Annotated in this window: 23 protein-coding genes; 10 read left to right on the forward strand and 13 right to left on the reverse strand. The window is 71.2% G+C overall.

Features of this window, described 5'->3' with window-relative positions; translation table 11 throughout:
• Window positions 1-9: 9 nt before the first annotated feature.
• Window positions 10-585: a DoxX family membrane protein gene (locus NZH93_RS08465; protein ID WP_259622400.1), complete on the forward strand. Its 576-nt coding sequence runs from the start codon at window positions 10-12 to the stop codon at window positions 583-585.
• A 76-nt stretch (window positions 586-661) separates the two neighbouring features.
• Here the strand turns inward: NZH93_RS08465 and NZH93_RS08470 are convergent, their stop codons facing one another.
• Window positions 662-1,327 carry a TetR/AcrR family transcriptional regulator gene (locus NZH93_RS08470; RefSeq protein WP_259622401.1) on the reverse strand — a complete coding sequence of 222 codons (666 nt, stop codon included), beginning with the start codon at window positions 1,325-1,327 and terminating at the stop codon, window positions 662-664.
• 179 nt (window positions 1,328-1,506) lie between these two features.
• Here NZH93_RS08470 and NZH93_RS08475 point away from each other — a divergent pair, with 179 nt between their 5' ends.
• The gene (locus NZH93_RS08475) at window positions 1,507-2,730 is read left to right on the forward strand and encodes a cytochrome P450 (protein WP_259622402.1); all 1,224 of its coding nucleotides are present in this window, start codon (window positions 1,507-1,509) and stop codon (window positions 2,728-2,730) included.
• Window positions 2,731-2,814: 84 nt separating this feature from the next.
• Window positions 2,815-4,218 (forward strand): alpha/beta hydrolase, encoded by a 1,404-nt coding sequence (locus NZH93_RS08480; RefSeq protein WP_259622403.1) that lies wholly within the window; start codon window positions 2,815-2,817, stop codon window positions 4,216-4,218.
• Between the two features lie 113 nt (window positions 4,219-4,331).
• On the opposite strand, the gene NZH93_RS08485 is transcribed toward NZH93_RS08480, so the two are convergent.
• Complete coding sequence (locus NZH93_RS08485) at window positions 4,332-5,729, reverse strand: lyase family protein (RefSeq protein WP_259622404.1); 1,398 nt, start codon at window positions 5,727-5,729, stop codon at window positions 4,332-4,334.
• 190 nt (window positions 5,730-5,919) lie between these two features.
• Here NZH93_RS08485 and NZH93_RS08490 point away from each other — a divergent pair, with 190 nt between their 5' ends.
• On the forward strand, window positions 5,920-7,386 hold the full coding sequence (locus tag NZH93_RS08490; protein ID WP_259622405.1) for an NAD-dependent succinate-semialdehyde dehydrogenase: 1,467 nt from the start codon (window positions 5,920-5,922) through the stop codon (window positions 7,384-7,386).
• On the opposite strand, the gene NZH93_RS08495 is transcribed toward NZH93_RS08490, so the two are convergent.
• Window positions 7,383-8,267 carry a helix-turn-helix domain-containing protein gene (locus NZH93_RS08495; RefSeq protein WP_259622406.1) on the reverse strand — a complete coding sequence of 295 codons (885 nt, stop codon included), beginning with the start codon at window positions 8,265-8,267 and terminating at the stop codon, window positions 7,383-7,385. The two genes, NZH93_RS08490 and NZH93_RS08495, sit on opposite strands and share 4 nt — an antisense overlap.
• Window positions 8,268-8,438: 171 nt before the next feature.
• Between NZH93_RS08495 and NZH93_RS08500 the strand changes: the two genes are divergently transcribed.
• Together NZH93_RS08500 and NZH93_RS08505 are read left to right on the forward strand one after the other, a co-directional pair.
• Window positions 8,439-9,299: an SDR family NAD(P)-dependent oxidoreductase gene (locus NZH93_RS08500; RefSeq protein ID WP_259622407.1), complete on the forward strand. Its 861-nt coding sequence runs from the start codon at window positions 8,439-8,441 to the stop codon at window positions 9,297-9,299.
• A 22-nt stretch (window positions 9,300-9,321) separates the two neighbouring features.
• Window positions 9,322-10,017: a type 1 glutamine amidotransferase domain-containing protein gene (locus NZH93_RS08505; protein WP_259622408.1), complete on the forward strand. Its 696-nt coding sequence runs from the start codon at window positions 9,322-9,324 to the stop codon at window positions 10,015-10,017.
• 61 nt (window positions 10,018-10,078) lie between these two features.
• On the opposite strand, the gene NZH93_RS08510 is transcribed toward NZH93_RS08505, so the two are convergent.
• The 8 genes from NZH93_RS08510 to NZH93_RS50555 all read right to left on the reverse strand — a co-directional run bounded on the left by NZH93_RS08510 (window position 10,079) and on the right by NZH93_RS50555 (window position 18,909).
• Window positions 10,079-11,266 (reverse strand): pyridoxal phosphate-dependent aminotransferase, encoded by a 1,188-nt coding sequence (locus NZH93_RS08510; RefSeq protein ID WP_259622409.1) that lies wholly within the window; start codon window positions 11,264-11,266, stop codon window positions 10,079-10,081.
• Window positions 11,263-11,859, reverse strand: a complete 597-nt coding sequence (locus NZH93_RS08515) for a cysteine hydrolase family protein (protein WP_259622410.1) — start codon at window positions 11,857-11,859, stop codon at window positions 11,263-11,265. Before NZH93_RS08515 ends, NZH93_RS08510 begins: the two co-directional genes overlap by 4 nt.
• Window positions 11,856-13,724: an FAD/NAD(P)-binding protein gene (locus NZH93_RS08520; RefSeq protein WP_259622411.1), complete on the reverse strand. Its 1,869-nt coding sequence runs from the start codon at window positions 13,722-13,724 to the stop codon at window positions 11,856-11,858. Before NZH93_RS08520 ends, NZH93_RS08515 begins: the two co-directional genes overlap by 4 nt.
• Window positions 13,721-14,314, reverse strand: coding sequence for a 3-isopropylmalate dehydratase small subunit (locus NZH93_RS08525; protein ID WP_259622412.1), 594 nt, complete (start codon window positions 14,312-14,314; stop codon window positions 13,721-13,723). Before NZH93_RS08525 ends, NZH93_RS08520 begins: the two co-directional genes overlap by 4 nt.
• Complete coding sequence (gene leuC, locus NZH93_RS08530) at window positions 14,311-15,708, reverse strand: 3-isopropylmalate dehydratase large subunit (RefSeq protein WP_259622413.1); 1,398 nt, start codon at window positions 15,706-15,708, stop codon at window positions 14,311-14,313. The genes NZH93_RS08525 and leuC overlap by 4 nt, the downstream gene beginning before the upstream one ends.
• Before the next feature lie 30 nt (window positions 15,709-15,738).
• On the reverse strand, window positions 15,739-16,926 hold the full coding sequence (locus NZH93_RS08535; protein WP_259622414.1) for a LeuA family protein: 1,188 nt from the start codon (window positions 16,924-16,926) through the stop codon (window positions 15,739-15,741).
• A gap of 33 nt (window positions 16,927-16,959) precedes the next feature.
• Window positions 16,960-17,991 carry a TauD/TfdA family dioxygenase gene (locus NZH93_RS08540; RefSeq protein WP_259622415.1) on the reverse strand — a complete coding sequence of 344 codons (1,032 nt, stop codon included), beginning with the start codon at window positions 17,989-17,991 and terminating at the stop codon, window positions 16,960-16,962.
• Between the two features lie 336 nt (window positions 17,992-18,327).
• Window positions 18,328-18,909, reverse strand: a complete 582-nt coding sequence (locus NZH93_RS50555; RefSeq protein WP_259622416.1) for a TetR/AcrR family transcriptional regulator — start codon at window positions 18,907-18,909, stop codon at window positions 18,328-18,330.
• Between the two features lie 336 nt (window positions 18,910-19,245).
• On the opposite strand from NZH93_RS50555, the gene NZH93_RS08550 reads away from it, so the two are divergent.
• A complete protein-coding gene (locus tag NZH93_RS08550) occupies window positions 19,246-19,998 on the forward strand; it encodes a helix-turn-helix transcriptional regulator (protein WP_259622417.1) in 753 nt (250 codons plus the stop codon).
• Here the strand turns inward: NZH93_RS08550 and NZH93_RS08555 are convergent.
• The gene (locus NZH93_RS08555) at window positions 19,953-20,780 is read right to left on the reverse strand and encodes a class I SAM-dependent methyltransferase (protein WP_259622418.1); all 828 of its coding nucleotides are present in this window, start codon (window positions 20,778-20,780) and stop codon (window positions 19,953-19,955) included. The genes NZH93_RS08550 and NZH93_RS08555 overlap by 46 nt on opposite strands.
• 174 nt (window positions 20,781-20,954) lie before the next feature.
• Here NZH93_RS08555 and NZH93_RS08560 point away from each other — a divergent pair, with 174 nt between their 5' ends.
• Together NZH93_RS08560 and NZH93_RS08565 are read left to right on the forward strand one after the other, a co-directional pair.
• The gene (locus NZH93_RS08560) at window positions 20,955-22,232 is read left to right on the forward strand and encodes an amidohydrolase family protein (RefSeq protein ID WP_259622419.1); all 1,278 of its coding nucleotides are present in this window, start codon (window positions 20,955-20,957) and stop codon (window positions 22,230-22,232) included.
• A 145-nt stretch (window positions 22,233-22,377) separates the two neighbouring features.
• Window positions 22,378-23,601, forward strand: coding sequence for a PQQ-dependent sugar dehydrogenase (locus NZH93_RS08565; RefSeq protein ID WP_259622420.1), 1,224 nt, complete (start codon window positions 22,378-22,380; stop codon window positions 23,599-23,601).
• 417 nt (window positions 23,602-24,018) lie between these two features.
• On the opposite strand, the gene NZH93_RS08570 is transcribed toward NZH93_RS08565, so the two are convergent.
• The gene (locus tag NZH93_RS08570) at window positions 24,019-24,651 is read right to left on the reverse strand and encodes a MarR family transcriptional regulator (RefSeq protein WP_259622421.1); all 633 of its coding nucleotides are present in this window, start codon (window positions 24,649-24,651) and stop codon (window positions 24,019-24,021) included.
• 34 nt (window positions 24,652-24,685) lie between these two features.
• On the opposite strand from NZH93_RS08570, the gene NZH93_RS08575 reads away from it, so the two are divergent.
• A complete protein-coding gene (locus tag NZH93_RS08575) occupies window positions 24,686-26,077 on the forward strand; it encodes a carbon-nitrogen hydrolase family protein (protein WP_259622422.1) in 1,392 nt (463 codons plus the stop codon).
• The last annotated feature ends 2 nt before the right edge of the window (window positions 26,078-26,079 follow it).

Below are 26,079 nucleotides of genomic sequence, written 5' to 3' on the forward strand. Positions count from 1 at the left end.
GGAGGAATCATGTCCACCGAACAGATCCCGGGCAAGTCCCGCCACACCTCGCAGGAGGGCCGGACGACCGTCCCGGCCGATCGAGCGCTGGCGGTCCTGCGCGTCACGACCGGCCTGGTCTTCCTGTGGGCCTTCGTGGACAAGGCGTTCGGCCTCGGCTACAGCACGGCCTCCGAACGCGCCTGGTTCAACGGGGGCTCGCCCACCAAGGGGTTCCTCGGCCAAGTCGCCGTCGGTCCCCTGGAGTCCACCTTCCACGGGTGGGCAGGCGCCTGGTGGGCCGACCTCCTGTTCATGCTCGGCCTGCTCGCCATCGGCGTCGCGCTGGTGCTGGGCGTCGGCCTGCGCGTCGCCGCCGCCTCCACCACCCTGATGATGCTGATGATGTGGGCCGCGGAGTGGCCACCCGCCCAGCACACGTCGGCCGGCGAGCCCAGCGGCTCCAGCAACCCGCTGATCGACTACCACGTGGTCTACGCCGTCGCGGCCGTCGTCCTGGCCTGCACGGCGGCGGGTGACACCTGGGGCCTCGGCCGGGTGTGGGCGAAACTACCCCTCGTCCACCACACCCGGTGGCTGCGCTGACCTCACCGGGCAGCCCCCCTTGTCCAGTTCCACCAGGACCGAAACCCTCGCCACGGCGTGGCGGTGACCGCTCGGGCTAGGGCTGTCGGACGTCGATCACCGTCTGGATGTCCACCGCCGGAGGTGGTGGGAGCGCACGGGCGGGGTCGGTTCCGGAGGACGTGTCGAAGGACTGGATCAGGTAGGCCAGGACACGGCGGGACGCCGCCTCCGCGATCTCCGGCGGGGTGGCCGTGACGCCCATCTGCGCGAGCAGGATCAGCGGCAGGTCTCGGGACGAGAAGTCGGCGCGCAGCCTGCCCGTCGCCTTGGCGCGGCGGACGAGTTCGGCGAAGTCGCGTTCGATCGTGACCCGCCCGTCGTCGTGCAGCACCTCCGGGTAGGCGGCCAGGAAGGCGTGGGTGAAGCCGCGGTCACCGAGCTGGATCACGCGCGCCGACTCCAGCAGGCCGCAGAACCCGTGCCACGGGTCGGGATCGGCGAGCGCGGTCGCGACCATGGCCTCGCACGTCCTGACCTGTCCGGCGAACACCTCGACCACCAGGTCCCGCTTGGTGGGGAACCTGCGGAACAGGGTCGCGGTGGCGACACCGGCTCGGCGGGCGATCGTCGACAGGGGGACGTCGATCCCGCGCTGCGCGAACGCGGCGCGGGCGGCTTCGAGGATCCGGGTCCGGTTGGACGCGGCGTCGGCGCGCAGACCCGCACGACGACCGGACAGGTGCGTCGGTTCTTCCGCCATGTCTCTCACTTCCGGTGGATCGGAGTCCGTCCTCTGGTTGCGGAGCTAAAGTCGATCACACGAGCGCAACGGTGCCCCACCCGCTCGCCGTCACGGCCCCCGGCCGTCAGCACAGCGGTCCACCGCGCGGAATCCCCGCCCGCGTTCGTCGTCGACGTCACCGCCCCAGGAGTTGCTCCATGACCGAAACCTGCCCGTACCAGGCGAAGGCCGAACCGACGCCGACGCCCGAGCTGCCGCTGCCCATGCGCCGCAACGGTTTCGACCCGACGCCGGAACTGCTCGCGCTGCGCGACCAGGAGCGGATCTCCCGGACGACGACACCGTTCGGGGAGACGGCGTGGCTGATCACCCGCTACGAGGACGTCAAGACCGCGCTGTCGGAGCCGACCCTGTTCAGCAACGCCGGACCCGTACCGGGCTTCGACCAGGCCAGTGACGCGCAGCGGGCGGTGGCCACCGGCAACCTGCTCACCTACGACCCGCCGGACCACACGCGGTTGCGCCGCATGCTCACCGGGCAGTTCACCGTCCGCCGGATGCGGGACCTCACCCCGCGCGTCGAGCAGATCGTGGAGTCCCACCTCCAGGCCATGGAACGGCGCGGGGCACCGACCGACCTCGTCGCCGACTTCGCCCTCCCGGTCCCGTCGCTGGTGATCTGCGAGCTGCTCGGCGTGCCGTGGGACGAGCGCGACGAGTTCCTGCACCGCAGCAACAAGCAGATGGACCTCAGGCTCCCCGAGCAGGAACGCCTGACCCTGTTGGCCGAACTGCACGGCTACCTCGCCGGGCTCGTGGCCAGGGCGCGACGCGATCCCGGTGACGACCTGCTCGGTCTGCTCATCCGCGAGCACAGCACCGACCTCACCACCGAGGAGCTGACCGGGATCGCGTTGCTGCTGCTGGTCGCGGGCCACGAGACCACCGCCAACATGCTCGCCCTGGGCACGCTGGCGCTGCTGCGCCACCCCGACCAGCTCGCGCTGGTGCGCGACGACCCCGCCGCCGTGAACCCGGCCGTCGAGGAGCTGATGCGCTGGCTGTCCGTCGTCCACACCGGTGTCCAGCGCACCGCCGCCACCGACTTCGAGTTCGCGGGCGTCCGGATGCGCGCCGGGGACGCCGTCGTCCTCGCATTCCCCAGCGCCAACCGCGATCACGCCCTCGTCGACGACCCCGACCGCCTCGACATCACCCGCGGCGCTCCCGGCCACCTCGGATTCGGCCACGGCGTGCACCACTGCCTCGGCGCCCCCTTGGCCCGCTTGGAGATGCGGGTCGCCTTTCCCGCGCTGCTCCGGCGTTTCCCGACCCTCGCGCTCGCCAAGCCCGACGACGAGATCGCGTTCCGCTCCTACAACGCCGTCTACGGGCTGGAATCGCTTCCCGTCACCTGGTGACGCGACCACGGGTGGGGCCAGCCCCACCACGGCCGAACCGGCCCGCCGGATGGTGTGCGCGACCCCGGCTGGAGACGCTGGGGCATGCGAAGAACCAGTTGCGTCTTGGTGATGGTCATGGCGGCCGCCGGTGTGTCGGCGCCCGCGGCGCAGGCGCGCGAGACGCGCCCCGAGTGGTCGGCGTGTTCCGGTGCGCCTGCACAGGAGTGCGCCACCGTCGAGGTTCCCCTGGACTACCGGAAGCCAAGGGGGAAAACGATTTCGTTGGCGATCTCCCGGATCCGCACGGCGAAGCCGGGGTCGCGGCGGGGTGTCCTGCTGCTGATCCCCGGCGGGCCGGGGAACCCCGGTTTATCCCGGCCGACCACGCACGGGTCGAGGCTGCCCCAGGAGGTGCTGGACCGCTACGACCTGGTCGGCTTCGATCCTCGCGGGGTCGGCCGGAGCACGCCGGTGACGTGCGACCTGACGGGCGCGGACGCCGACCCGCAAGGGTTCCTGCCGTGGCCGGGAGTGGGTGGCGACATCACCGAGAGCGTCGCCAAGGCCAAGCGGGTCGCGCGGGCGTGCGGCGAGAACGGCGGCGAGCTGATGCGGCACATCAGCACCCGCGACGAGGCGAGGGACATCGACCGGATCCGGCAGGCGCTCGATGAGCGGGCACTGTCCTACTGGGGCGTGTCCTACGGGACCTACGTCGGCGCGGTCTACGCGACGATGTTCCCGGAGCGCACCGACCGGGTCGTGCTGGACAGCAACGACGATCCCGACCCCCGGATGCTGGAACGCGGGTGGCTCAACAACTTCGCGATCGGCGCGCGGGACCGGTTCCCCGACTTCGCCGTCTGGGCCGCGGAACGCGACGACACCTACGGTCTCGGTGCCACGCCTGACGCCGTGACGTCCACCTACCTGGACCTGGCCGCCGCGCTCGACGAGAACCCCCGGCCGGGCGTCACCGGGAACTACCTGCGGGCCGCCATGTTCGCCGCGCTCTACAGCGACGCGAACTTCCCGCTGCTGGCCCAGATCATGGCGGGCGGTCCGCCCTCCATCCCGGTGCCGCCACCCGCCCAGTTCCAGAACGGCTACGCCGTGCTGACCGCGACCGGGTGCAACGACGTGGACTGGCCGAGGTCCGTCGACCACTACGCCCGAGCCGTCGCGGAGAACCGGCGGGAGTTCCCGTTGACCGCCGGCATGCCCGTCAACATCATGGCGTGCGCGTTCTGGCCGTACCGAGCCGAGAAGCCCGTGACGGTCACGTCCCACGGACCCGAGAACATCCTGCTGGTCCAGAACCTCCGCGACCCGGCCACCCCCTACGCCGGGGCGGTGAGGATGCTGGAGGCGCTCGGCCACCGGGCCCGGATGGTCACCGTGGACGCGGGCGGCCACGGCTCCTACCTCGCCAACGGCAACCCGTGCGGCGACGACGCCGTGACGGCGTTCCTCACCAGCGGCACCCACGAGAACACCACCTGCTAGCCCGAGTCCGCCTGCCGTCCGCGCCGACGTGCGGACGGCAGGCGACCACCTCCCCCGGCGCCTGCCGCGCGCACCGGTCGGGCGCACGCGGCTCGTCCGGGTTCCGCCGCCGTTCACCTGGCCAGTTCCGCAGGCGGCGCGACGGCGAGGTCGAGGGCGGTCGTCGCCGACCAGCCGCTCACCGCCGCGTCGGCGATCCGGACGGCCTCCCCCAGGTAGTCGTCCGCGGTGAGGGGCGGATCGGGTAGCAGGTCACGCCGTCCGCGCTCGTCCGCGACCTCCGGCAGCACGTCGGCCAGCGCGCGGTTGGCGCGGCGGGCCCGTGCGGACGCCTCGTAGACCAGGTCGTGCGCGTGCTCCCGCCCCATCACCGCCGCCAGCGAGATCATCCAGGCCTCGGCCATCACCGAACCGCCGTCCTGCTCCAGGTTGGCGCGCATCCGATCGGCGTCGACCCTCATCCCGCGCACCACGGTCAGCGTCTCGGTCAGCGCGCTGCCCGCCAGCACCGCTAGTTGCGGCACCACCTGCCACTCGGTCTGCCACTCCCCTGCGGACCGCTCGTGCCCCGCCTCCTGCGCCCGTGCCAAGGAGGACACCAGCGCACCGGCCGCGCCGGTCAGCCCGATGACGATCTCCGAGGAGATCGGGTTGACCTTCTGCGGCATCGTCGAGGACGCGCCGCGGTGGCTCTCGAACGGCTCGAAGACCTCGCCGATCTCGGTCCGGGACAGGTCGACGACGTTGCGGGCCAGCCGGGCGCAGGTGGCGGTGATCGTCGTGCAGAGCCAGCCGAACTCGGCGACGCCGTCCCGGTCGACGTGCCACGGCACGTCGGTGTGGGCCAACCCCAGTTCACGGGCCATGCTCGCTCTGATCGCGGCCGACCGCGGGCCGAGCGCCGCCGCCGTGCCACCCGCGCCGAACAGCGAGACCACGGCGATCCGCGGCACCGCCTGGGCCAGTCGCGCGCGCTGCCGGGTGAACTGCGCGAGCAGGGTCCCGAGGGTGGCGCCGAACGTGGTGGGAACAGCCTGCTGGGCGTGCGTGCGGGCGGCCATCACGGTGCGGGCGTGCTCGACGACCCTGCTGGCGAGGGCGTCGCCGACCTGGCCGAGCCGACGGTCCAGCGCGGCCACCGAACGGGCCATCTGCAAGGCCAGACCGGTGTCCATGACGTCCTGCGTCGTGGCGCCGTAGTGCACGCGCCCGTCCGGCCCGTCGGGCAGCGCCGCGCTGATCTGCCGGACCAGCCCGAGGATCGGGTAGCCGACGGTCCGGGCGGTCGCCCACAGCGCGTCGAGGTCGAGGGTGCCGACCACGGCGGCGCGGGCGACCGCGTCCGCGTCGGCCTCGCTGATCACGCCGTGCTCGGCCTGGGCGCGTGCCAGGGCGCGCTCGGCGGCGAGCCAGCTCTCGACCGCGCCGAGCTCGGAGAACACCTCCACCTGCTCCTCGTCACCCGCGAGGTGGGTGAGCAGGGAGAACTGGGACCTTCCTCGGTACGTCACCGCAGACTCCGCTTCATGCGCCCAGTGTCCGCCGGGCATTCCGCCCACGGGCGCGCACAACAGGCCCTCGCGGGACCAGGACCGCCGAACACAGGTTCACCAGACCCTGTTTTGGGCGACCGCGACGACTCCCGTGCTGGTTCCATCGTCGGTGACCGGGCACGAGTGGACAGGAACAGCGAGGAACTCGATGGACAGCAACACTTCCGCCGCCGCGGCGGTCCGGCGCGTCCCCAAGCGGCTTCTCATCGGGGGACGGTGGCGGGCCGCGACCGCGGACCGGACGTTCGCGGTGGAGGACCCCGCGACCGGCGCGACGCTGTGCGAGGTCTCGGACGCGTCGCCGGAGGACGCGATGGCCGCCCTCGACGCCGCCGCTGCCGCCCAGGAGGCGTGGGCCGCGGTGGCGCCCCGCGAGCGCGGCGAGGTCCTCCGCCGCGCGCACGACCTGCTCGTCGAGCGCACCGAGGAGATCGCGCTGCTGATCACCCTGGAGATGGGCAAGTCACTGGCCGAGTCGCGCGCCGAGGTGGCCTACGGCGCCGACTACCTGAGGTGGTTCTCCGAGGAGGCCGCCCGGATCTCCGGGGAGTGGCGGACCGACAGCGCTGGCACCGGCCGGATCGTCACCATGCGCCAGCCCGTCGGCCCCTGCCTGCTGATCACGCCGTGGAACGCGCCGCTGGCGATGCCCGCCCGCAAGATCGGGCCCGCCGTCGCCGCGGGCTGCACGATGGTCGTGAAGCCCGCCGCGCAGACCCCGTTGACCACGCTGGCGCTCGCCGAGGTGCTGGTCGAGGCGGGTCTGCCGGACGGGGTGCTCAACGTGGTGCCGACGACCGCCGCGGGCCCGGTCACCGCTCCCCTGCTCGGCGACGGACGGCTGCGGAAGCTGTCGTTCACCGGATCGACGGCGGTGGGGAAGGTGTTGCTGGAGAAGGCCGCCGCCAAGGTGCTCCGCACGTCGATGGAGTTGGGCGGCAACGCGCCGTTCATCGTCTGCGCGGACGCCGACGTCGACGCCGCCGTGGACGGCGCGATGATCGCCAAGATGCGCAACATCGGTGAGGCGTGCGTCGCCGCCAACCGGTTCTACGTGCACGCCGACGTCGCGGAGGAGTTCGTGGGCGAGCTGACCGCCCGCATGACCGCGCTGGCCGTGGGACGGGGTGTCGACGACGGTGTCCAGGTAGGACCGTTGATCGACGCCGTCCAGCGCGACCGGGTCGCCGAACTGGTCGACGACGCGGTCGCCCGTGGCGCCAGGATCGTTTCCACCGCGGAGGTTCCGGACACGGCCGGGTACTTCTACCCGCCGACCGTGCTGACCGACGTCCCGGCCTCCGCCCGGCTGACGAGGGAGGAGATCTTCGGACCGGTCGCGCCGATCACCACCTTCACCGACGAGGAGGACGTCGTCCGCCTGGCCAACGACACCGACTTCGGCCTCGTGAGCTACCTCTACACCCGTGACATCGGCCGGGCCGTCAGGATCGCCGAGCGGCTCCAGTCCGGAATGGTCGGTCTGAACCGGGGCCTGGTGTCCGATCCCGCCGCGCCGTTCGGCGGGGTGAAGCAGTCCGGTCTCGGCCGCGAGGGCGGCACCGGGAGCATCGACGAGTACCTCGAGGTCAAGTACGTGGCGCTGGGCCTCTAGGTGGCGGGGCCGCTCACGTCGTCCAGCCGGACGTCCTGCTCGGACCCCGTCCAGCTCGCGAGCAGGTCCATGGCCCGCCGCGAGGACGACCCGGCCTCGGTGGTGTAGACGAACAGGGTGGTGTCGGGGTCGTCCGGCAGGCTGAGCGACTCGTACTCGACGGTCAGGTCCCCGACCAGGGGGTGGTGCAGCCGCTTGGAACCGTGCGTGCGCTGGTGCACCCGGTGCTGTTCCCACCACTGGTCGAAGTCGCGGCTCTGGTCGCGCAGCTCCGCGACGAGCGCGGCCGTGGCGGCGTCGTCGGGGTCGCGGCCGATGTCGAACCGGAGGCTCTCGACCGCGGCACGGGCCTGGTCCCGCCAGTCCACGAACAGCGACCGGGCCCGCTCGTCGAGGAACATCCAGCGCGCGTAGTTGCGCTGCCTCACCGGCATCCGCTCGAAGTCGGCGAACAGCGCCTTCGCCATCCGGTTGGCGGCCAGTACGTCGGTGCGCCGCCCCAGCACGAGCACCGGCTCGCCGTCGAGGGAGTCCAGGAGCTGGTAGAGACCCGGACGGACGCGCTGCACGCCGCGAGGCCGACGAGGTGCCGCGGACGTGGTCAGCCCAATGAGGTCTTCGAGGTGGGCGCGGCCCGCGGCGTCGAGTTCGAGAGCGCGGCCGATCGCCTCGACCACGGCGACCGAGGGCGTGATGCGCCTGCCCTGCTCGAGCCGGGCGTAGTAGTCGGTGGACACCCCGGCCAGCAGCGCGACCTCCTCACGCCTCAGGCCCGGCACGCGGCGCACGCGCCCGTCCAGCGGCAGACCGGCCCGTGACGGGTCGACCTGGCTCCGGGCCCGGCGCAGGAAGTCGGCGAGTTCGCGGTTGGTTCGTGCCACGGTCCCATTGTCCCCGACACCGTCCGCTCCCGACTGGACCTCCGAGTCCTAGGCAGCCGGGTCCGAGGTCGCGCAGGGCGCGAGATGCGCGTCCACGGCCCGTTCTCCCGCGCCAGGCTTGAACTGCGCCGGAACCCACCGGTTCCCGAGATCCCGAGTGTGAGGACGACGATGAGCTTCCCGACTGATCGACCCGCGACCTGGTTCGTGACCGGCACCTCCCGCGGCCTGGGCCTCGAACTGGTCGAGAAGCTGCTCGACCGGGGCGACCACGTCGCCGCGACGACCCGTTCGACCGACCGGCTGCTCGCCGCGCTCGGTACCGGCGTCGACACCTCGACCCTGCTGCCGCTGGCCGTCGACCTGCGTGACAGCGAGTCCGTCACCCAGGCCGTGCACCGGACGCGCGACCACTTCGGAGGTCTGGACGTCGTCGTGAACAACGCGGGCTACGGCTTCCTGGCCGCGGTGGAGGAGACCAGCGACCGCGAGGTCCGCGACATGCTCGACGTCCAGGTCGTCGGTGTGTGGAACGTGCTGCGCGCCGCGCTGCCGATCCTGCGCGCCCAGGAGAGCGGCCACGTCGTCACCGTGTCGTCGGTGCTCGGGTTGACCGCCGCACCGGGCTGGGGGCTCTACTGCGCGGGCAAGTTCGCCGTGGAGGGCCTCAGCGAGGCCCTGGCGGCCGAGGTCGCCCCCTTCGGCGTCGAGGTCACCATCGTCGAACCCGGCTACTTCCGCACCGGCTTCCTCGCGGAGGACTCGCTCGCGCTGCCCGCCACCACGACCGAGGCCTACCCGTCGATCCGCGAGATGACCGCCGACCACCAGGCGTTGCAGGGCTCCCAGCTCGGCGACCCGGCCAAGGGCGCGGAGGCGATCATCGACCGGGTCGTCGGCGGTGGAGGTCCGCTGCGCCAACTCCTCGGCTCGGACGCCCACGCCTACGCAACCGCCAAGGTCGACGCCCTGCGCGCCAACCTCGACGCCGTCGCGCCCACCGTGGCCGCCACCGACTTCCCCACCGCGTGACACCCACTGGAAGGACCCGCTCGTGAGCAAGATCCTGATCGTCATGTCGGCCGCCGACGCCTGGGAGCGCACCGACGGATCGCTGTACCCGACCGGCTACTGGGCCGAGGAACTCGCCGCACCGCACGAGAAGTTCGTGGCCGCCGGGTTCCAGGTCGACTTCGCCTCTCCGGGCGGGGTCCTCCAACCGCTGGACCAGCACAGCGCCGACCCCGCCATCGCCGGACCGAACTGCGCGCACCACGTGCGGCACGCCGAGAAGGCCCTGCGCGAGTTCGGTCCGCTGCTCAAGCTCGACGAGGTCGACGTCGACGACTACGTCGCGGTCGTCCTGCCCGGCGGGCACGGGCCGGTGGTAGACCTCCACCAGGACCCCGACCTCGGCCGCCTGCTCACCGCCGCGAACTCGTCCGACAAGCTCATCGGAGCCGTCTGCCATGGCCCGGCCGCCCTGCTGTCCGCCATCGACTCCGACGGCCGGTGGGTGTTCGCGGGCCGGGAGATGACCGCTTTCACCGACGAGGAGGAGCAGTTGTTCGGCACCGCCGACGGCGCCCCCTGGCTGCTGGCCACCAGACTTCGGGAAATGGGCGCAAAGCACTCCGGAGGCCCCGCCTACCTCCAGTACACCGTGACCGACGGAAACCTCTTCACCGGCCAGAACCCGGCGTCGAGCGGTGCCATGGCCGACGCCATGATCGCGAGTCTCACCCGGTAACGACCTCGACGGTCCTCCCTCCCGCTCACGGGCCGGAGGAAGGACCGTCGACGTCACGAGGTCACCCTCCCCTGGCCGCCAACGCGGTGCCGAGCCGGTCGATCGCCACCGCCAACAGGCGGGGTGACGTCGCGAACGACAGCCGGACGTGGTGTTCGGCGGTGGGGCCGAAGGCGTTGCCGGGGGTGACCACGACACCGCTGTGCTCGAGCAGCCAGGCGCCTGCCTCCTGCGCCGAACCGAAGCCGAACCGGGAGAGGTCCGGCAGGACGTAGAAGGCGCCCTCCGGGTCGGGGCACACGAGGCCGGGAATCCGGTTCAGCGCGTCGACGACGTACTCGCGGCGCGCGTCGTAGCTCGCCACCATCTCCTCGACGGAGGCGCGGGACTCGGGGGTGAACGCGCCGAGCGCGCCGCGTTGGACGAAGGAAGAGGCACAGCCGACCGTGTGCTCCTGCACCTTCAGGACGTCGTTCATCACGGCGGGCGGGCCCACCACGTAACCGAGCCGCCAGCCCGTCATGGCGTGGCTCTTGGAGAACCCGTTGACGGTGATGGTCCGACCGCGACCGCCGGGCAGGGCGGCCAGGCTGAGGTGGGGTCGGTCGCGGTACCGGATGTGCTCGTAGATCTCATCCGTGAGGATGGTCAGGTCGTTCCGGTCGGCGACGCGCAGGACGGCGTCGGCTTCGGCGCGGGTGAGCATCCGGCCCGTCGGGTTGTTCGGCGAGTTGACCAGCACCGCCCGCGTTCGCGGCGTGATCGCGGCCGCGAGGCGCTCCTCGGTGATCGCGAACCGGTCCCCCGGATCGAGCGGGACGTCGACCGGCCGCCCGCCGAGCAGCCTGATCATCGGGGCGTAGCTGACCCACGCGGGCGAGGGCACCAAGACCTCGTCCCCCGGTCCGATGACACCGGCGAGCGCGATGAACATCCCGTGCTTGGCGGACGGCGTGACGATGATGTCCGTCGCGGGGTCGGCGGTGATGCCGTTGTCGGCGAGGAGCTTGCCCGCGATGGCCTCGCGCAGTTCCGGCAGGCCGCGGCTCGACGTGTAGTGCGTGAAGCCCGCTTCCAGCGCGGCGACGGTCGGGCGCACGACGTGCTCGGGTGTCGGGAAGTCCGGCTCCCCTCCACTGAGGTTGATCACTTCGACGCCCGCCGCCTTCTGGCGTTCGACCTCGTCGAGGAGGGCGACCGTGGGCGACCGACCGAGGGACGTGGCGACCGGAGCGGACCGCGCGCTCACGCGATGTCCTGTCCGGCCAGGGGAAGGGACCGGTCGACGCTGCTGATCACCGCTGTGCGAGCGGCCAGGAGCAGCGCTGCGTCCTGCACCCGCTCGCTGGCGGTGGCCGTGGTGTCCTCCAGCACCTCGACCGCGAACCCGAGGTCGTGCGCCTCCAGGGCGGTCAGGAGAACGACCAGGTCGGTGGCGACCCCGGCCAGGAGCAGCGTGTCGATCTTCCTGGCGCGCAGCAGGAGTTCCAGGTTCGTGCCGTGGAAAGGACTGATCCGCTGCTTGACGACGACGTCCTCGCCGAGTTGGGGAGCAAGCTCGTCGTGCACACGGGTGCCCCAGGACCCCAGCGTGAACCTGCGCTCCGGGTCGGGTGGTCCGAAGAGGATCGACCCCGATGGCCAGTCCTCGTAGTGGTCGCTGTAGCCGAGCACGACGAAGATCACCGGAACCCCGGCGAGCCGGGCGCGGTCGATGGCCACCCTCGCGCGGTCGATCACCCCGCGGCTCGCGACCTGTTCCTGGCAGACGTGCGAGTAGTGCCCGTCGGGGTGGACGAGTTCGTTGACCATGTCGAGGACGAGCAGTGCCGGGCGGCTCATCGTGCGGGACCTCCGATCGCCAGGGGGTGGTCGGTCTGGTGTTCGACGGGCCGCAGCACGTCCTGGGCGACGTCGTCCGCGTCGCGCATGAACTCGCTCCACCCCGCGGGACCGGTCGCGACGACCTGGGTGAAGAACCGGGAGTGCTCGGTGGGGATGCCCAGCACGGACAGGCCCCGCACCGGCCGCCCGTCGGCGCCGACCGGGTGGAACGGTGACCGGGTCACCTCGACGCCGCCGGTGTGGAAGGTCCCGCCGTTGACGAACTCCCGCCACAGCCCCCGGCGCAGCAGGGCGCGGGACAGCGGGGAGGTGTCGGCGCCGACGTCGGGCGACGGGATCCGGGCGTCGATGACGGTGTCGACCGCCACGGACGCGCCCAGCACACACGGCGAGGAGACGCGGAACGTCCCCGAGGCCGCGTCGGCCGCGTACCGGGCACGGGGGCCGATGACGCGCAGGACTCCGGCCTCGATCAACGCCTTCGTCTCCCGCAGCCTGACCAAGGGCGGTCCCGCGGCCAGGAACGCGCTGCGCGGCGCGTACCAGCCGATGAGATCCGCCCGGTGCGACTCGGGCAGCAGTCCGCCGAAGTCCGTCAGCTCGCGGATGGTCGCGCGCAGGCTCCGCAGGACGTCGAGGGCGGCCTTGACCGGCGAGTCGACGTTGCCGCGTTCGGCCTCGTCGACGTCGGCGGCGAGAGCGTTCACCAGCGCGGCGTCGAAGGTGGTCCGGTCGGTGAACGTCCGGTCCGCGAAGGGGAAGGACAACCTGTCGAAGTCGAGCTTCTCCACGTCGGCGACGCCGAAGTCGGCCGCGCATTCGTCCAGTGTGGACAGGGACGCGCCGCCCTTCTCCCGTACCCGCACGACGAAGTCGTCCGCGGCGGCTGGCCCGGAGCGTTCACGCAGCACGGCGGCGCGGTGGACGAAGTCGACCTCCGCCATCAGTCGCGGTAGCAGGTGCTCGCGGAAGTCGAGCCGTCCGGCGCTCGCGTCGGAGCGGACGAGGGCCTCGGTGAAGAAGACGGGCCGGTGCGCGAAGTCCGAGGGCTTTCGGTTGCGGCCTCTGGCCGGTTGCGGGACTCCGCTGCGCGAACCGGCGACGAGGAACGGCTCCTCGCCGCTGGGCGAGTAGACCAGGCCGTCGGGCGACTCCTCGAACCTCCCGCCGCGCCCGACCGTCAACGCGGCCACCACGTCGTAGAAGGTCAACCCCATCCCGATCACACCGACGCCGCTGCCCGGCGGGATGGCGGACAGCGGCATGTCGGCCGCCGAGTCACCGGGGATGAACCGCAGGGACGGGCGGGTCCGCGCGAACCGCCGCAGGTCGAGCAGGTGCCCCGACAGCCGCGGGCGCGCGTGGCCGGTGACCAGGACGGCACGGTCGACGTCGATCTCCGACCCGTCGTCGAGGATGAGGCGGTACCCGCCGGGCCCCAGCTCGCGGAGGTCCTCGACCATCGCGGTGACCCGGTGCACCCTCGCCGAGGTCGGCAGCGCCCGCTCGATGGCGTCGAGGAGGAAGAGCAGGTAGCGCCCGTAGAGGCGACGTGGCGCGTAGTCGTTGGCGTGCGCGCGGCTCGGGTCGACCCGGTCCCACCACTGCGCGAAGGACGGCCCCGCGCCCGGACGCGGCGGGCCGGAGTCGGGTGGTCCGGAGAAGGCGGTGATCTCGCCCGCCACCGTGTTCATCAGGAACCAGTCCGGCTGGTCCGTGCGCCACACCCGGCCGCAGCCCACCTGCACGGGGTCGATCAGGTGGACCTCCACCGGTTCGGCGGCCGCCGTCGCCCGGACGGCGAGCCGCTCCAGGACGCTCAGGGCCCTGGGGCCGCCCCCGATGATCCCCAGCGTGGTCACCGTGCCCGCTCCTCGTCCCCGCGCGAGATCCTGCTCGACTCGTACTCCTCTATGTCGGCGACGTGGGCCAGCGTCTCGGCGATCCGGTCTCCCGGCCGCACCAGGCGGCGCAGCAGCGGATCGTCGATCCTCAGCGGACTCTCCGCCGCCCGGAAGCCGAGGCGCCGCGAGGTCAGGTCGACGGTGACGGGCAGCCACGGGTCCGCCTCGACCTCGCGCCACAGCTCTTCGACCACGTCGTGGTCGACCTCGACCGTCCAGAGCCCCCTGGTGGTGGCGTTGTCCCGGAAGATGTCGCCGAAACCGCTCGCGACGACGACCTGGAACCCCGCGCTCTGGAGGGCCCAGACGGCCGACTCGCGCGACGACCCGGTCCCGAAGTCGTGACCGGCCACGAGGACACTCGCCCCCTGGTGCTCGGGTCGGTTGAGCACGAAGTCCGGGTCCGACCGCCAGTCCGCGAACAGGATGTTCGTGAAGCCGTGCGGGCGGAAGTAGGGGACGAACCGCGCGGGCGAGAGCTGGTCGGTGTCCACGTCGTCGCGCCGCAGCGGGACGGCGGTCCCGGTGTGGCTGGTCGGGGTGCTCATAGGTCTTCCGGTGCCGTGATGCGACCCGTGACCGCGGTGGCCGCCGCGACACGGGGTGACACGAGGTGGGTCCGGGACCGCCTGCCCTGGCGGCCTTCGAAGTTCCGGTTGCTGGTGGACGCCGCGCGCTCGCCGGGAGCGAGCCGGTCCTCGTTCAGCCCGCAGCACATCGAACAGCCCGCGCCGGTGCGGAAGTCGGCGCCTGCCTCGCGGAACACCTCGTCCAAGCCTTCCGCCACGGCTTGGCGGCGGACAGCGGCGGAGCCCGCGACGATCAGCAACCGAGTGCCATCGGCGACCTTGCGGCCGGACAGGACCGACGCCGTCTCACGGAGGTCCTCGATCCGCCCGTTGGTGCACGAGCCGACGAAGACCGTGTCCACCTCGACGTCGCGCATCGACTGGCCGGGCCGCAAACCCATGTACGCGAGGGATCGCTGGGCCGAGGACCACTCCTGCTCCGACGTGAAGTCCACTCTGGACGGAACCCGCCCGTCGAGCGGCAGGTTCTGCGCGGGGTTGGTCCCCCAGGAAACCCTGGGGCGGACGCTCGCGCCGTCGAGGCGCACGACGTCGTCGAACCGCGCGTCGGCGTCGCTGCGCATCTCGCGCCACCTCGACTCGGCGTCCGCCAGGTCCTCCCCCGTGCCCAAGGCCTCCACCCGCGCACGCAGGTAGTCGACCGTGACGTCGTCGACGCCGATCAGCCCCGCACGAGACCCCGCCTCGACGCTCATGTTGCACAGCGTCATCCTGGCTTCCATCGACAGGCCGCGGACCGCGCTGCCCCGGTACTCGATGACGCTGCCCTGACCACCGCCCGTGCCGATCCGCGCGATCAGCGTGAGCGCGAGGTCCTTCGCGGTCACCCCGTCCGGCAGCACACCGGAGACCTCGACCGCCAGGTCCTTCGGCCGGTGGATCGGCAGCGTCTGGGTGGCGAGCACGTGCTCGACCTGGCCCGTGCCGATCCCGAACGCCAGCACGCCCAGCGCTCCCAGCGTCGAGGTGTGCGAGTCGCAGCAGACGATCGTCATCCCCGGCCGGGCGAGTCCCAGTTCCGGGACGACGACGTGCACGATCCCCTGGTCGGCGTCGCCGAGGCGGTGCAGCCGGATGCCGAACTCGGCGCAGTTCGCCCGGATCAGGTCGCGCTGCCTCCGTCCCGCCAGGTCCTCCTGCCCACCGTCCCTGGTCGGCGTGTTGTGGTCCTCGACCGCGAGGGTCAGTTCCGGGCGGCGGACAGTCCGGCCCGCCTCCCTCAGGTCGTCGAACGCGCTTGGCGTGTTGACCTCGTGCAGCACGTGGAGGTCGACGTAGAGCAGGTCCGCGCCGTCGCCGAGGGGGCGCACGACGTGGTCCTCCCAGAGCTTGGCCGCGAGGGTCTTCGCCACGTCAGACCACCACCGGGGCGCTGCGGTCGGTCACGTCGCCGGCCCGCCGTTCAGCACGGGGACGAGGTCGGCCTCCAACCGGCCGCGGAGGACCGAGAGGTCCTCGCAGTCGCTCTCGACGCGCTCCGCGATGTAGACGCGGTAGACCTCGTCCAGCTTGTCGGCGTCCACCTCCAGGCCCAGGCCGGTGAGCAGGTGGCGGAGCACGGCACGGCCGGAGTGCCTGCTGATCAGCAGGGTCCGCTCCCGGCCGAACCTGGCCGGTTCGACGTACTCGTAGGTCGCGGGGTTCCGCAGCATGCCCGCCTGGTGGATCCCGGCCGCCGTGCCGAACGCGTACCTGCCGAAGATCGCCTTGTTGCGCGGTTCCTCCAGGCGGATCACCTCGCGGAGGAGGCCGTAGACGGCGTAGATCGACGCCAGGTCGACCTCTGTGACCAGGCCGAGCCCCTCGCCCTTGTACGCGAGCAGGGCGCAGACCTCCTCCATCGCCGTGTTGCCCGCGCGTTCACCGATGCCGCCGACCGTGACCTGGACGTCGTCCGCGCCCGCCTGCACCCCGGCGACGGCGTTGGCGGTCGCGAGGCCGAAGTCGTTGTGGCAGTGCACACCGACGCGCACCGGCGCGGGCGCCCACTCGCGGATCTTGGCGATCAGCTCGCCGAACTCCTCGGGCGTCGCGCACCCGGAGGTGTCCGCGACCGGGATGTAGCGCGCCCCGGCCTCCACCGCCCGCTCGGTGAGCTGCCGCAGGTAGTCCGGGTCGCCGCGGGTCGCGTCCTCGATCCCGACGGACACGGTCTCCACGCCGAGCGAGTCGGCAAACCTGGCCGCGTCCACCGCGTCGTCGATCGCCTGCTGCCGGGTGATCCCGAGCTTGTGCTCCAGGTGGATGTCGCTGCCGGTGCCCAGGATCTGGAGGACGTGGTTGCGAGTGCCCGCGGCCCGGACGGCGGTCTCGACGTCGTCCCGGCGGGCCCGCGCCAACGTCGCCACCTGAGCCCTGCTGAGCGCCTCCGCGATCGTTCGGGTGGCGGTGAAGTCGTTGGGCGAGGACGCGGGGAACCCGGCTTCGACGACGTCGACGTTCAACGCCTCGATCCGCAGCGCCAACTCCAGCTTGTGCTCGGCGGACATGGCGTTGCCCGGAGCCTGCTCGCCGTCGCGCAGCGTCGTGTCGAAGATCCCGACGCGCCGTGGGGCTTCGTTGGTGGTCACTGGACTCCTTCGGTGGAGGGCTGACGACATCGGCTAGTCGCCGACTTTTCCCGGTATCCCGTCGATCCAGGCGTCGCCGTGCGCGTCCGCCGCCGCCTGGTCGGCGAAGGCGTAGGTCTTGAGCAGCCAGCGGCCGAGCGCCTTCTCCGCGTCGGCGATCTCGATCTGCTCCCGGTTGTGCAGGCCGTGCTGGTTGGCGAAGGTGAGCACGTCGCCCTTCTGCATCCGGTGGCGGTCCTTGGGCACCCTGGTCAACGCGTTCTTCAACGCCAGCAACGCGTCCTTGGCCTCAACCGGCGCGTCGCCGGTGGTCGAGGTGTGCGTGTCGAGGTACCGCAACGAGGACCGCCCGCTCAGGATCGGGTGGGCGACGGCTTCGCCGAGGTCCGCGTTCGCGTCCCGCGAGACGACGTCGAACGGGGTCGCGTAGTAGGGCTCGCGCAGCACCTGCCGGATCTCCGCGGGCAGCTCGGCGAGCAGCCTGAGGCCGGGGACGAAGCCGGTGTAGACCAGGTCCTCGGCCGGGCAGCGCATGCCCAGGAGCGTGATGTAGTCGGCGCGGACGCGGTGCGCCGTGCGGTCGTTGTGGAAGACCACCTCACCGCCGTTGTACCCGGTCTGCTTGCCCAGGTACCTGTTGATCGCGACGACGTCGATGAAGAAGTCCCCGCCGAACCGGTTCGTGTAGGCCAGCAGCGGTGTACTGGTGATCTGGGCCAGCAGTTCCAGGAAGGCCTCGCCGACGAACGTGGTCTTCCGCTTCTTCTTCTCCGCCGAGGGGTCCTCGTTGCCGATCTCGGGCAGGTCGTCGTCGACCGGGCAGTTGCGCAGCACGTGGGCCTCGACGACGCCCTCGGCCCGATCGGACCGGATTCGGCCGGCGGCCCGCAGCAGCCGTTCGGGAACCTCGCCGTCGACCACCACCTCGGAAATGAGTTCGCTGAAAGTCCGGTAGTCGTCGTAAGGGCTGACCTTGACGGCCTCGAACCCCTCGACGAGCTGATCCCGTTCGGAATCGGTGAGAACCAGCAAGGCGTCCACGATCTCGCCTCTCGTGTCGTTCAATTGGATGAGGAAAGCTAATCAGCACTCCCCCGCGGCTCACATCGGCCAACGGCTGAAACTCGTCTCAACCTAGGTTGAGAGGTGAATCGAGGGCGATATCCGCATTCCACCGGAACACCTGACGAGAGCATTCTAGAAAAGCAAATGAGCGCAGCAGAAGAATCGCCGCGCACCACGCTCCGGAAATGAAGCGCGAACCACGTGGATCAGGTCCAAGCCCTGGGCGGGATCACTGTCGCACCCGCGGCCGCCGTGACACAGGAACCGTCTCGATCAGCGGGACCCGCGCCCGGAAGTTCCACTTTCGACGAGGACCGACCGGTTTCCGATCGCGGGTCACATCGGCCGGTAGGTCGCGAGGAAACCGGTCGCCACCTGGTCGCAGAAGTACTCGTCCAGGGGTTCGTCGCTGACCAGGCGCCGGTAGAGCAGCGGGCCGCTGATCTGCGCGATGGCGACCGCGCTGTCGATGTCGTCCCGCAGCTCCCCGCGCCGCGCCGCGTTCGCCGTCACCGTCCGCAGGGTGCTGCGGCGCGCGTCCAGGAAGGCGGGCATGAACGTCGCGAACTCCGGGTCCCGCCGCGCCTCGTCCAGGAGCGTGGGCAGGACGGTGGCCCACGGGTGCGCGCTGAGCTGCTTGGCGAGCGAGTCGACGAAGAACCGCAACTGCTCTTCCACGGTTCCCCGGTCCAACACCTCGAGGGGAGGAGGCATGAGGCGGTTGAGACCGTCGATCAGGAGCGCCCGGCGAGTGGGCCAGTGGCGGTACAGGGTGGCGCGGGAAACGCCGGAGCGGGACAGCACCGCCTCGATCGTCACCGACGGGAGGCCCCGTTCCCGCAGGAGTTCCACGACGGCCGCGAGCACCGCCGTGCGACTGCGTTCGACTCGGGGGTCACGCGATTGCTGCCCGGACACGTCGGGATCTTACAGTACTCCATCAAGACCAATTCGCTTTGGTCTGTTCGCCATCACCACTTCCGCATTGTCGACGACCGGCGACACGTGATCAGGCTCTTTTCCCCCGCTCACGACGAGGAGGTTGCGGACGCCGTTGCGAGTCCCTAAGGTCCCCGAACAAGACCAAGTAGTATTGTTTCGTCGGGGGTAATCCCACCTCCTTCGACCGCCCCGCGCCGGACCCGTTCCCGAGTCCTGCGCCGTTCCCGCGCACGACCATCCCATTTCGTCGCACGAGTTCACCGCTCACCATTTCGCGAAAATCGACCAGGCGAAGCCCGACAAGGAAAAGCGATGACGCTCACGGACACGTCCTCACCACTGCGGGGCACAGCGGACCACGTGGTCGAGGTTGTCCTCTTCGACGAGGATCCGGTTTCCAGGTACGTGTTGGGCGCGGCGTTATCCGCGGTCGGCGGAATCCGGGTGGTGGAATCCACCGACGACGCGACGGCCCACGGGCGGACCCGGCCAGTCGCCGGTCACGTCGCCGTCATCTCCGCCTCCCACGACCGCGCGGTCGGGCTCGTGCGCCTGTTCACCGATCTCGGCCTGCGGACCCTCTGCCTCGGCGTGGGCTGGACACGGGAGCGGCTCGACGAGGTGTTCCACGCGCGGGCGTCCGGGTGCCTGGTCAAGGAAACCAGCATCACCCGGCTCGCGGCGGCGGTCCGAGCCGTGGCGTCGGGCTGCGTCGTCCTGTCCGACGAACTGCGCGGCCTCCAGGCGCTGACGGCCGCGCCCCCGCCGACGGCGTCCCCCGCCGCGGAGATCCTGATCGACGCGTTGACGGGCCGCGAGTTCGAGGTGCTCACCCTCCTGGCCCAGGGCTGGTCGACGGCGGAGACGGCCGCGAGGCTGATCGTGTCGCAGTCGACCGTGAAGAGCCACGTCTCGCACGCCCTCACCAAGCTCGGTGTCCGCAACCGGGTCGAGGCGGTCCTGCTGGTGCGCCGCCTCCTGGACCGTCGAAACGGCTCGGTCGACTTCGCCGGGACGGGTCAGGCGGCGCGCACACCGACACCGGTGTACACCGGCCACGAGTAGGCCCACACGTCCGGGTCGTGCATCCCCTCGCGCAGCACGTCGAGCGCGGGGAGGTCCACGCCCCGGTCGAGCAGACCCGCTTCGATCTGGCGGCTGATGCTGTCCTGCAACAGCATTCCGGCTTCCCCGCCCGCCCAGAGCCGGTTGAACACCCGCGCGGTCACGTCGACGAGGCCCGCCGCGCGCATCGAGGCGGGGATCCGCCGCGCCCACGCGGGGTCCATCCCGTTGCTCACGCCGATGGCGGTCAGGGCGTCCTGGAACGCGGTGAACGCGTCCACGACGGGTTCCGGTGCCACCACGAGCATGTCGCCGCGACGGCTGGCGTCGCAGTCGGTGACCACCAGCACCCCACCGGGTTTGAGCGCGGCCACCGCCCGCTCCATCACGCGTTCCCGCTGGGGCAGGTGCATGAACAGGAACCGGGCGTGGATCAGGTCGTACCGGTCCCGGCCGAAGTCCGTCGTGTTGACGTCCCCCGTGACGACCTCGACGCGGTCGTGGACGGGAACGTGCTGGGGTTTCTCGTCGATGACGGTGACGTGCCCCGCCGAACCGAGCCGGTCGGCGAGCCAGGTGGAGACGGTTCCGGCGCCCGCGCCGAGGTCGAGGCACTGCCAGTCGCGGGAGATCCCCAACTCGTCGAGGACGGACGTGGTGTGCCCGTCGAGCATCGCGGCCAGCAACTGGACCTGGTCCGCGGCGTCCGCGGTGTCGTTGTCGAACAGGTACCTGCCGGTGTCCGCGGACTCGGTCGAGGTGGCGATATCGGTGCTGTGCATCAGGATGGTGCCCCTTGGGGAGTCGCACGGTGACGTCGTTCGGGGTGAACGAGGACAATGAGAACAGCACTTCCCGGCGCTCCACATCGGCCGACGGCTGAGAGCGGGCTCAACCTAGGACGAGAGGACCGTCCACTCTGGACGCGCCCCGAGCGCGGCCCCTAGACTCCCCGCGTGACCTCGGCGACGACGATCGTGAACGCGAAGGTGTTCGACGGGACGAGGTCGCGGGCCTGGACCTCGGTCCGGTTCGCCGACGGCGTGATCACCGCGTGCTCGCCCACGTCGGCCGCCGAGGAGGGCGACGACGTGGTCGACGCGGGCGGCGGGACCGTGCTCCCCGGCCTGATCGACGCACACGTGCACCTCGTGCCCGGCGCCCTCGCGCAGTCGTTGACCTTCGGCGTGACGACCGTGCTGGACATGTTCAGCAAACCCGACCTGGTGGCGAACGCCAAGGAACAGGCAGGCTCCCGTGCGAACGTGGCCGACCTGCGGTCCTCGGGTGTCGGCGCCACCGCACCCGACGGGCACCCGTCGCTGATGTACGCCCCGATCCCGACGGTGACCGCCCCCGACCAGGCCGAGCGGTTCGTCGCGGACCGGATCGCGGAGGGCTCGGACTACCTGAAGGTCATCTCCGGCGTCGGAGGCCTCTGGCCGTCACTGGATTCCGACACCATCAACGCGCTCGTCACCGCCGCGCACGCCCGCGGCCTGGTCGTCGTCGCGCACGTGAGTTCGACGGCCGGTCTCGACCAGGTCGTGTCCGCCGGTGTCGACGTCGTCGCCCACATCCCCGTCGACGCCGTACTCGACCAGGCCCTGGTCGACCGCATCGCCGCGGCCGGGATCGCGGTCGGCCCGACCCTGGCCACCATCGAGAACACCCTCGGCGGGCAGGGTGACGCGGCAGTCGTGGCGGACCCGCGGCTCGCCGACGCGCTCGGGGACGCCTGGGTGCGCCGGTTGACCTCGGACACCTCGGGGTGGAGCGGCAGGGCCATGCCGCCGTACTCGCGGGCCGAGGACAACGTGCGCCGACTGGCCGACGCGGGGGTCACCCTGCTGGCGGGCACCGACGCCCCGAACCCCGGCACCGTCTTCGGCGCGAGCCTGCACCGCGAACTGGAACTCCTCGTCCGCTGCGGCCTCAGCCCGACCCAGGCCCTGACCGCCGCCACCGCCGAACCAGCACGGGTGTTCGGCCTCGCCGACCGAGGACGGGTCGCCGTCGGCAGGCGCGCGGACCTGGTGCTCGTGTCCGGCGACCCCCTGGCGGACATCACCGCGACCCGCGCGATCGACCGGATCTGGCGCACGGGCACGTCCTGCGACCGCCGCGCGTTCGTCGCGAGCGACGCCGAAACCGCCCAGCTCACCGCCTTCGACGCCCAGGTGGCGAAGACGGTGGCGGCCGTGCGCGAACGCCGCTCCACCTTCGGCTCCTGACCCGGTCCGCCCGGCGACGTCGACCGCCTGGAAGCGGCCCCTCCGACCGGAGGAGGCAGGACGGTGGCTGGCTGTGGTCGGGAAGTCGCGGTACGTTGGGAGCGCTCCCAGAATGCGCCCTCCCCCCTGCTCGAGGAGCCGAACCATGCTGCGACAACGCTGTCGCCCGGCCACCCTGCCCGCCGGTCTGCTCATCCTGGTCCTGTCCGCGTTCCTCTTACCCCAACTGGTCGTGGGCGGCACAGCCGCGGCCGGTACACCCCGCGCGGTGCCGCTCACCGAACTGACCGTGGTGTCCGAACAGGTGGCGTCCGGCCTGCGGCGTCCGGTCGCGATCACCGGGCTGGCCGACGGCCGGATGCTGATCGCGGAGAAGGACGGCACCGTCCGCGCCTACCACCCCGACACCGGACTGGCGGCCGCGCCGGTGCTCGACCTGACCGCCCGGATCGACACGTCGGACAACGAGCGCGGCCTCCTGGGCATCGCGCCCGCGCCGAACTTCGCGCGGACCGGGATCGTCTACGTGGCGTACACGAGCCTGCCCGCCGGCGCGCTGACCCTGGCGCGGGTGCCGATCGGCGCTCCTGAACGCTTGCAGGTGCTGCTCACCCAGGAGCACGCCGAGTACGGCAACCACAACGGCGGGCAGGTGGTGTTCGGCCGCGACGGCTACCTCTACTGGTCACTCGGCGACGGCGGCAACGCGAACGACCCGTTCAAGTCCGGGCAGAACCTCGGCACCCTGCTCGGCAAGATCGTGCGGATCGACGTCAACCGCGCCTGCGGGGCGAAGCCCTACTGCGTCCCCTCCGACAACCCGTTCGTCCGCGTTCCGGGCGCGCGACCGGAGATCTGGCTCTACGGCCTGCGCAACCCGTGGCGGTTCTCCGTCGACCCGGTCGACGGCTCGCTGTGGATCGGTGACGTCGGCCAGGGCCTGGTCGAGGAGGTCAACCACGTCCGCCCGTGGCAGGGCGGGGCGAACCTCGGCTGGTCCTGCCGGGAGGGCACCCCGGTGTTCGACCCGCAGCAGTGCAGGCCGGGCGTGAAGTACACCGATCCGGTCTTCGAGTACGACCACTACAACGACAACTGCTCGGTGACCGGCGGCGTGGTGTACCGGGGGTCCCGGACCCCGGAGGCGTGGGGCACGTACGTCGCGAGCGACTACTGCTCGACCCGCGTGTTCGCCGTGCGCCCCAGGTCCGACGGCGGCTACGAGTCCGCCACGATCGGCAACTTCCCCACCCAGCCGACCGCGATCGGCACCGACGTGCACGGCGAGCTGTACGTCCTCAGCGACCTCCCCGGCTGGCTGAACCGAGTGCGGTTCGAACGGGTCCAGCCCCAGGGCGCAAACCGCTAACACTTCAGGACGACCTCGGGGACGGCCGCTTTCGAGTGGCCGTCCCCGGCCATTCCACCCTTTGCGCGGATATCGCGCCGGGCGAAAAGGGGACAAAAAGTGGCCAGTAGGAAGACGGGAACATCCGGGCCGTAGGCAATGCCGACAGCGTTCACCGCCGGACCGTCACCCGAATTGGTGAATCTGCGCTTCCCGAGCACGATCGCGCAGGCCAGGACGGACGACAACACGCACCGCCAATAGCACTCACCCCCCGAAAACCCACTCACTTCGAGCGATGTGAGCGCGTAACCGATGGACGCGCCATGACGACTAGGAGGTGTCGGACGTCGGGAGGTGATGATGACCATTCGGTCGCGGCGCGGTGGAGCGCGCTTTCGCTTACCAGATCAGGTCGGCTTTTTCGACGCGCGGACGTCAGCCATTTCCGCGGGTGGCGAGCCGCTGCGCGGCCACGGCTCCCCGAGGGGTGGTGTGCCAGCCCTTCAACCGCCCGTGGCGGTTCTTGACCAGCAACCCCTGTTCGATCAACGTTCGTCCGCTGCGGCTGATCTGGGCCTCGTGGGCGCCGAGGTCGGTGACGATCTCGGCGCTGGTGATGTGCGGTCTCTCGTGCGCGAGGATCAGCATGCGCGCGGCCCAGGAGTTCGGGTCGAGGGCGTCGACGACCTCGTTCTGCCGGGCGCGGTCGAGACCGGCGCGAGCCACTTCGGCCAGGGTGACGACCGCGGCCTCGAGCCGCGCGGTGGGGCCCTCGGGGTCGAGTCGCAGGACGGCTTCGCGCAGGGTCTCCAGAGCCGCGCGCAGGTTCGGGATGTCGGCCAGCAGGGCCGCGTCCATGAGCCAACGGCTGACCGCGGAAGCCCAGCGGTCCACCATCGCCTGCTCGCCGAGGACCTTCCCCTCCCCGGTCTCCTCCTTCAACCGAGAGGCCCAGACGTCGAGGCCGCGTTCGAGACCGGTCGTCGCGCGCTCACCGACGGCCGTCGTGGCCGCTTCCGAGCGATTCGTGGCCGAGTGGATCTGCGCCGATCTCGTTCGAGGGACCATCGTTCCCGCCTCCATTATCAAGGAAGTGTTAAGTATGGATCCCGCTGACGCGTTCGTCAACCTCTACGACCGGCTGCACCACGTCCACGCCGATCTGCTCACCGAGTGGTCGACGGTGGACGAGGTGCAGGACATCGCCGGACGGGTGCGCCTGGAGGTCGAGGTGACCGGGTCGCTCGGCGAGTGGTGGACGCCGCCGCAGGTGAGCCACGACTCCCACCTGTTCGGAGTCCTCCTCGGGCTCGACCTGGCCCTGCTGCACGCGAGCAAGCAGTTCGGCTTCGTGGGGTCCGGCGTGCTGGACGACCTCGCGGTCCGCCTGACGCTGACCGGGCGGCTGAACGACGAGACGAGCGGGTTGCTCCTGTTCAAGAGGGCTTCGTGGCTGCGACCCCACGAGGACCGGGAGCACCTGGACGGCTTCCTCAACCTGCTGCGGGTGCCCGCCCACATCAGCTCCGACCTGCAGATCGAGGTCGTGCCGGAGGTCTACGACCTGCCCGACCTGGAGACCCTCCACGAACCGGGCGAACTCGATCCGCCCGCACCCCTCGTCGTGGCGCAACTGCCGTTCCTCGCCGATGGCGACGATCTCCGGTGGACTCTCACGGAGGAGTCCTCCCAGGGTTTCTACACCGTTGGACCGGCCGCGGATCGCCTTCGCCCGCACCTGGCCGAAGCGCTGAGCGCGCTGGACCACAGCGGCGCCGCGCTCGGCTTCCTGCCGGAGGCAAGTCTTGACGACGAACTGCTCGAAGCCTGGCTGGACCTGCTGCGGACCACCCCTCGCCCGGACGGGAGCGCGTTGACGTGGTTGCTGCTCGGCTCGGGGCCGGTGCTGGGCGTGGCTCCGCACCCGAACACGGACCGGCTGACGAATCGAGCGGTGCTGGTGCACCGCCACGGCCGAGGTCGACCGCTGTTGGTCCAGGACAAGAACTCCGGTTTCTGCTTCACGGCCCAGAAGCAGCAGGACCTCGGCCTCGACCTCGGGGGCAAGCGGGACGAAAGGATTCCGCACACCCGGACGATCACGGTGGTGGAATCGCGCTGCGGCCGGTTCGGCGTCCAGATCTGCGAGGACCTCAACAGGAGGGAACACCAGCGGAACATCGTGGCGGCGGGCGTCACCCACCTGCTGGTGCCCGTGCTCGCCGGAGCCATGTGGGAAGGTGGCTGGCAGGCCAGGGCCGGGCACGACCTCGCGGTCGAACTCGGTGCCAAGATCGCGGTCGGGAACAGCATGGCGCTCGAACGGTCGTTCAACGACAAGCCCGCTCCGACCCTGCTCACGGTCGCCGGTCCGGCCACTCCGCCGTCGGACTACCTGACCATGAGCGACTCGGTGCGCGTGTACCCCAATCCGAACGCCGCGACGACCGACGCCCGTGAAGACGCGCTGACCCCGAGGGTCGCGGACTGGTGACC

This window comes from Umezawaea endophytica, assembly GCF_025061645.1.
GTDB classification, from domain to species: domain Bacteria; phylum Actinomycetota; class Actinomycetes; order Mycobacteriales; family Pseudonocardiaceae; genus Umezawaea; species Umezawaea endophytica.

What these genes read in the sequence shown, in the direction of transcription:
- NZH93_RS08490 (WP_259622405.1), top strand. Translation starts at nt 5,920, where the DNA reads ATGGACAGCAACACTTCCGCCGCCGCGGCGGTCCGGCGCGTCCCCAAG.
- NZH93_RS08475 (WP_259622402.1), top strand. Translation starts at nt 1,507, where the DNA reads ATGACCGAAACCTGCCCGTACCAGGCGAAGGCCGAACCGACGCCGACG.
- NZH93_RS08515 (WP_259622410.1), bottom strand. Translation starts at nt 11,859, where the DNA reads ATGAGCCGCCCGGCACTGCTCGTCCTCGACATGGTCAACGAACTCGTC.
- NZH93_RS08500 (WP_259622407.1), top strand. Translation starts at nt 8,439, where the DNA reads ATGAGCTTCCCGACTGATCGACCCGCGACCTGGTTCGTGACCGGCACC.
- NZH93_RS08525 (WP_259622412.1), bottom strand. Translation starts at nt 14,314, where the DNA reads ATGAGCACCCCGACCAGCCACACCGGGACCGCCGTCCCGCTGCGGCGC.
- NZH93_RS08565 (WP_259622420.1), top strand. Translation starts at nt 22,378, where the DNA reads ATGCTGCGACAACGCTGTCGCCCGGCCACCCTGCCCGCCGGTCTGCTC.
- NZH93_RS08575 (WP_259622422.1), top strand. Translation starts at nt 24,686, where the DNA reads ATGGATCCCGCTGACGCGTTCGTCAACCTCTACGACCGGCTGCACCAC.
- NZH93_RS08470 (WP_259622401.1), bottom strand. Translation starts at nt 1,327, where the DNA reads ATGGCGGAAGAACCGACGCACCTGTCCGGTCGTCGTGCGGGTCTGCGC.
- NZH93_RS08480 (WP_259622403.1), top strand. Translation starts at nt 2,815, where the DNA reads ATGCGAAGAACCAGTTGCGTCTTGGTGATGGTCATGGCGGCCGCCGGT.
- NZH93_RS08550 (WP_259622417.1), top strand. Translation starts at nt 19,246, where the DNA reads ATGACGCTCACGGACACGTCCTCACCACTGCGGGGCACAGCGGACCAC.
- NZH93_RS08555 (WP_259622418.1), bottom strand. Translation starts at nt 20,780, where the DNA reads ATGCACAGCACCGATATCGCCACCTCGACCGAGTCCGCGGACACCGGC.
- NZH93_RS08570 (WP_259622421.1), bottom strand. Translation starts at nt 24,651, where the DNA reads ATGGTCCCTCGAACGAGATCGGCGCAGATCCACTCGGCCACGAATCGC.
- NZH93_RS08465 (WP_259622400.1), top strand. Translation starts at nt 10, where the DNA reads ATGTCCACCGAACAGATCCCGGGCAAGTCCCGCCACACCTCGCAGGAG.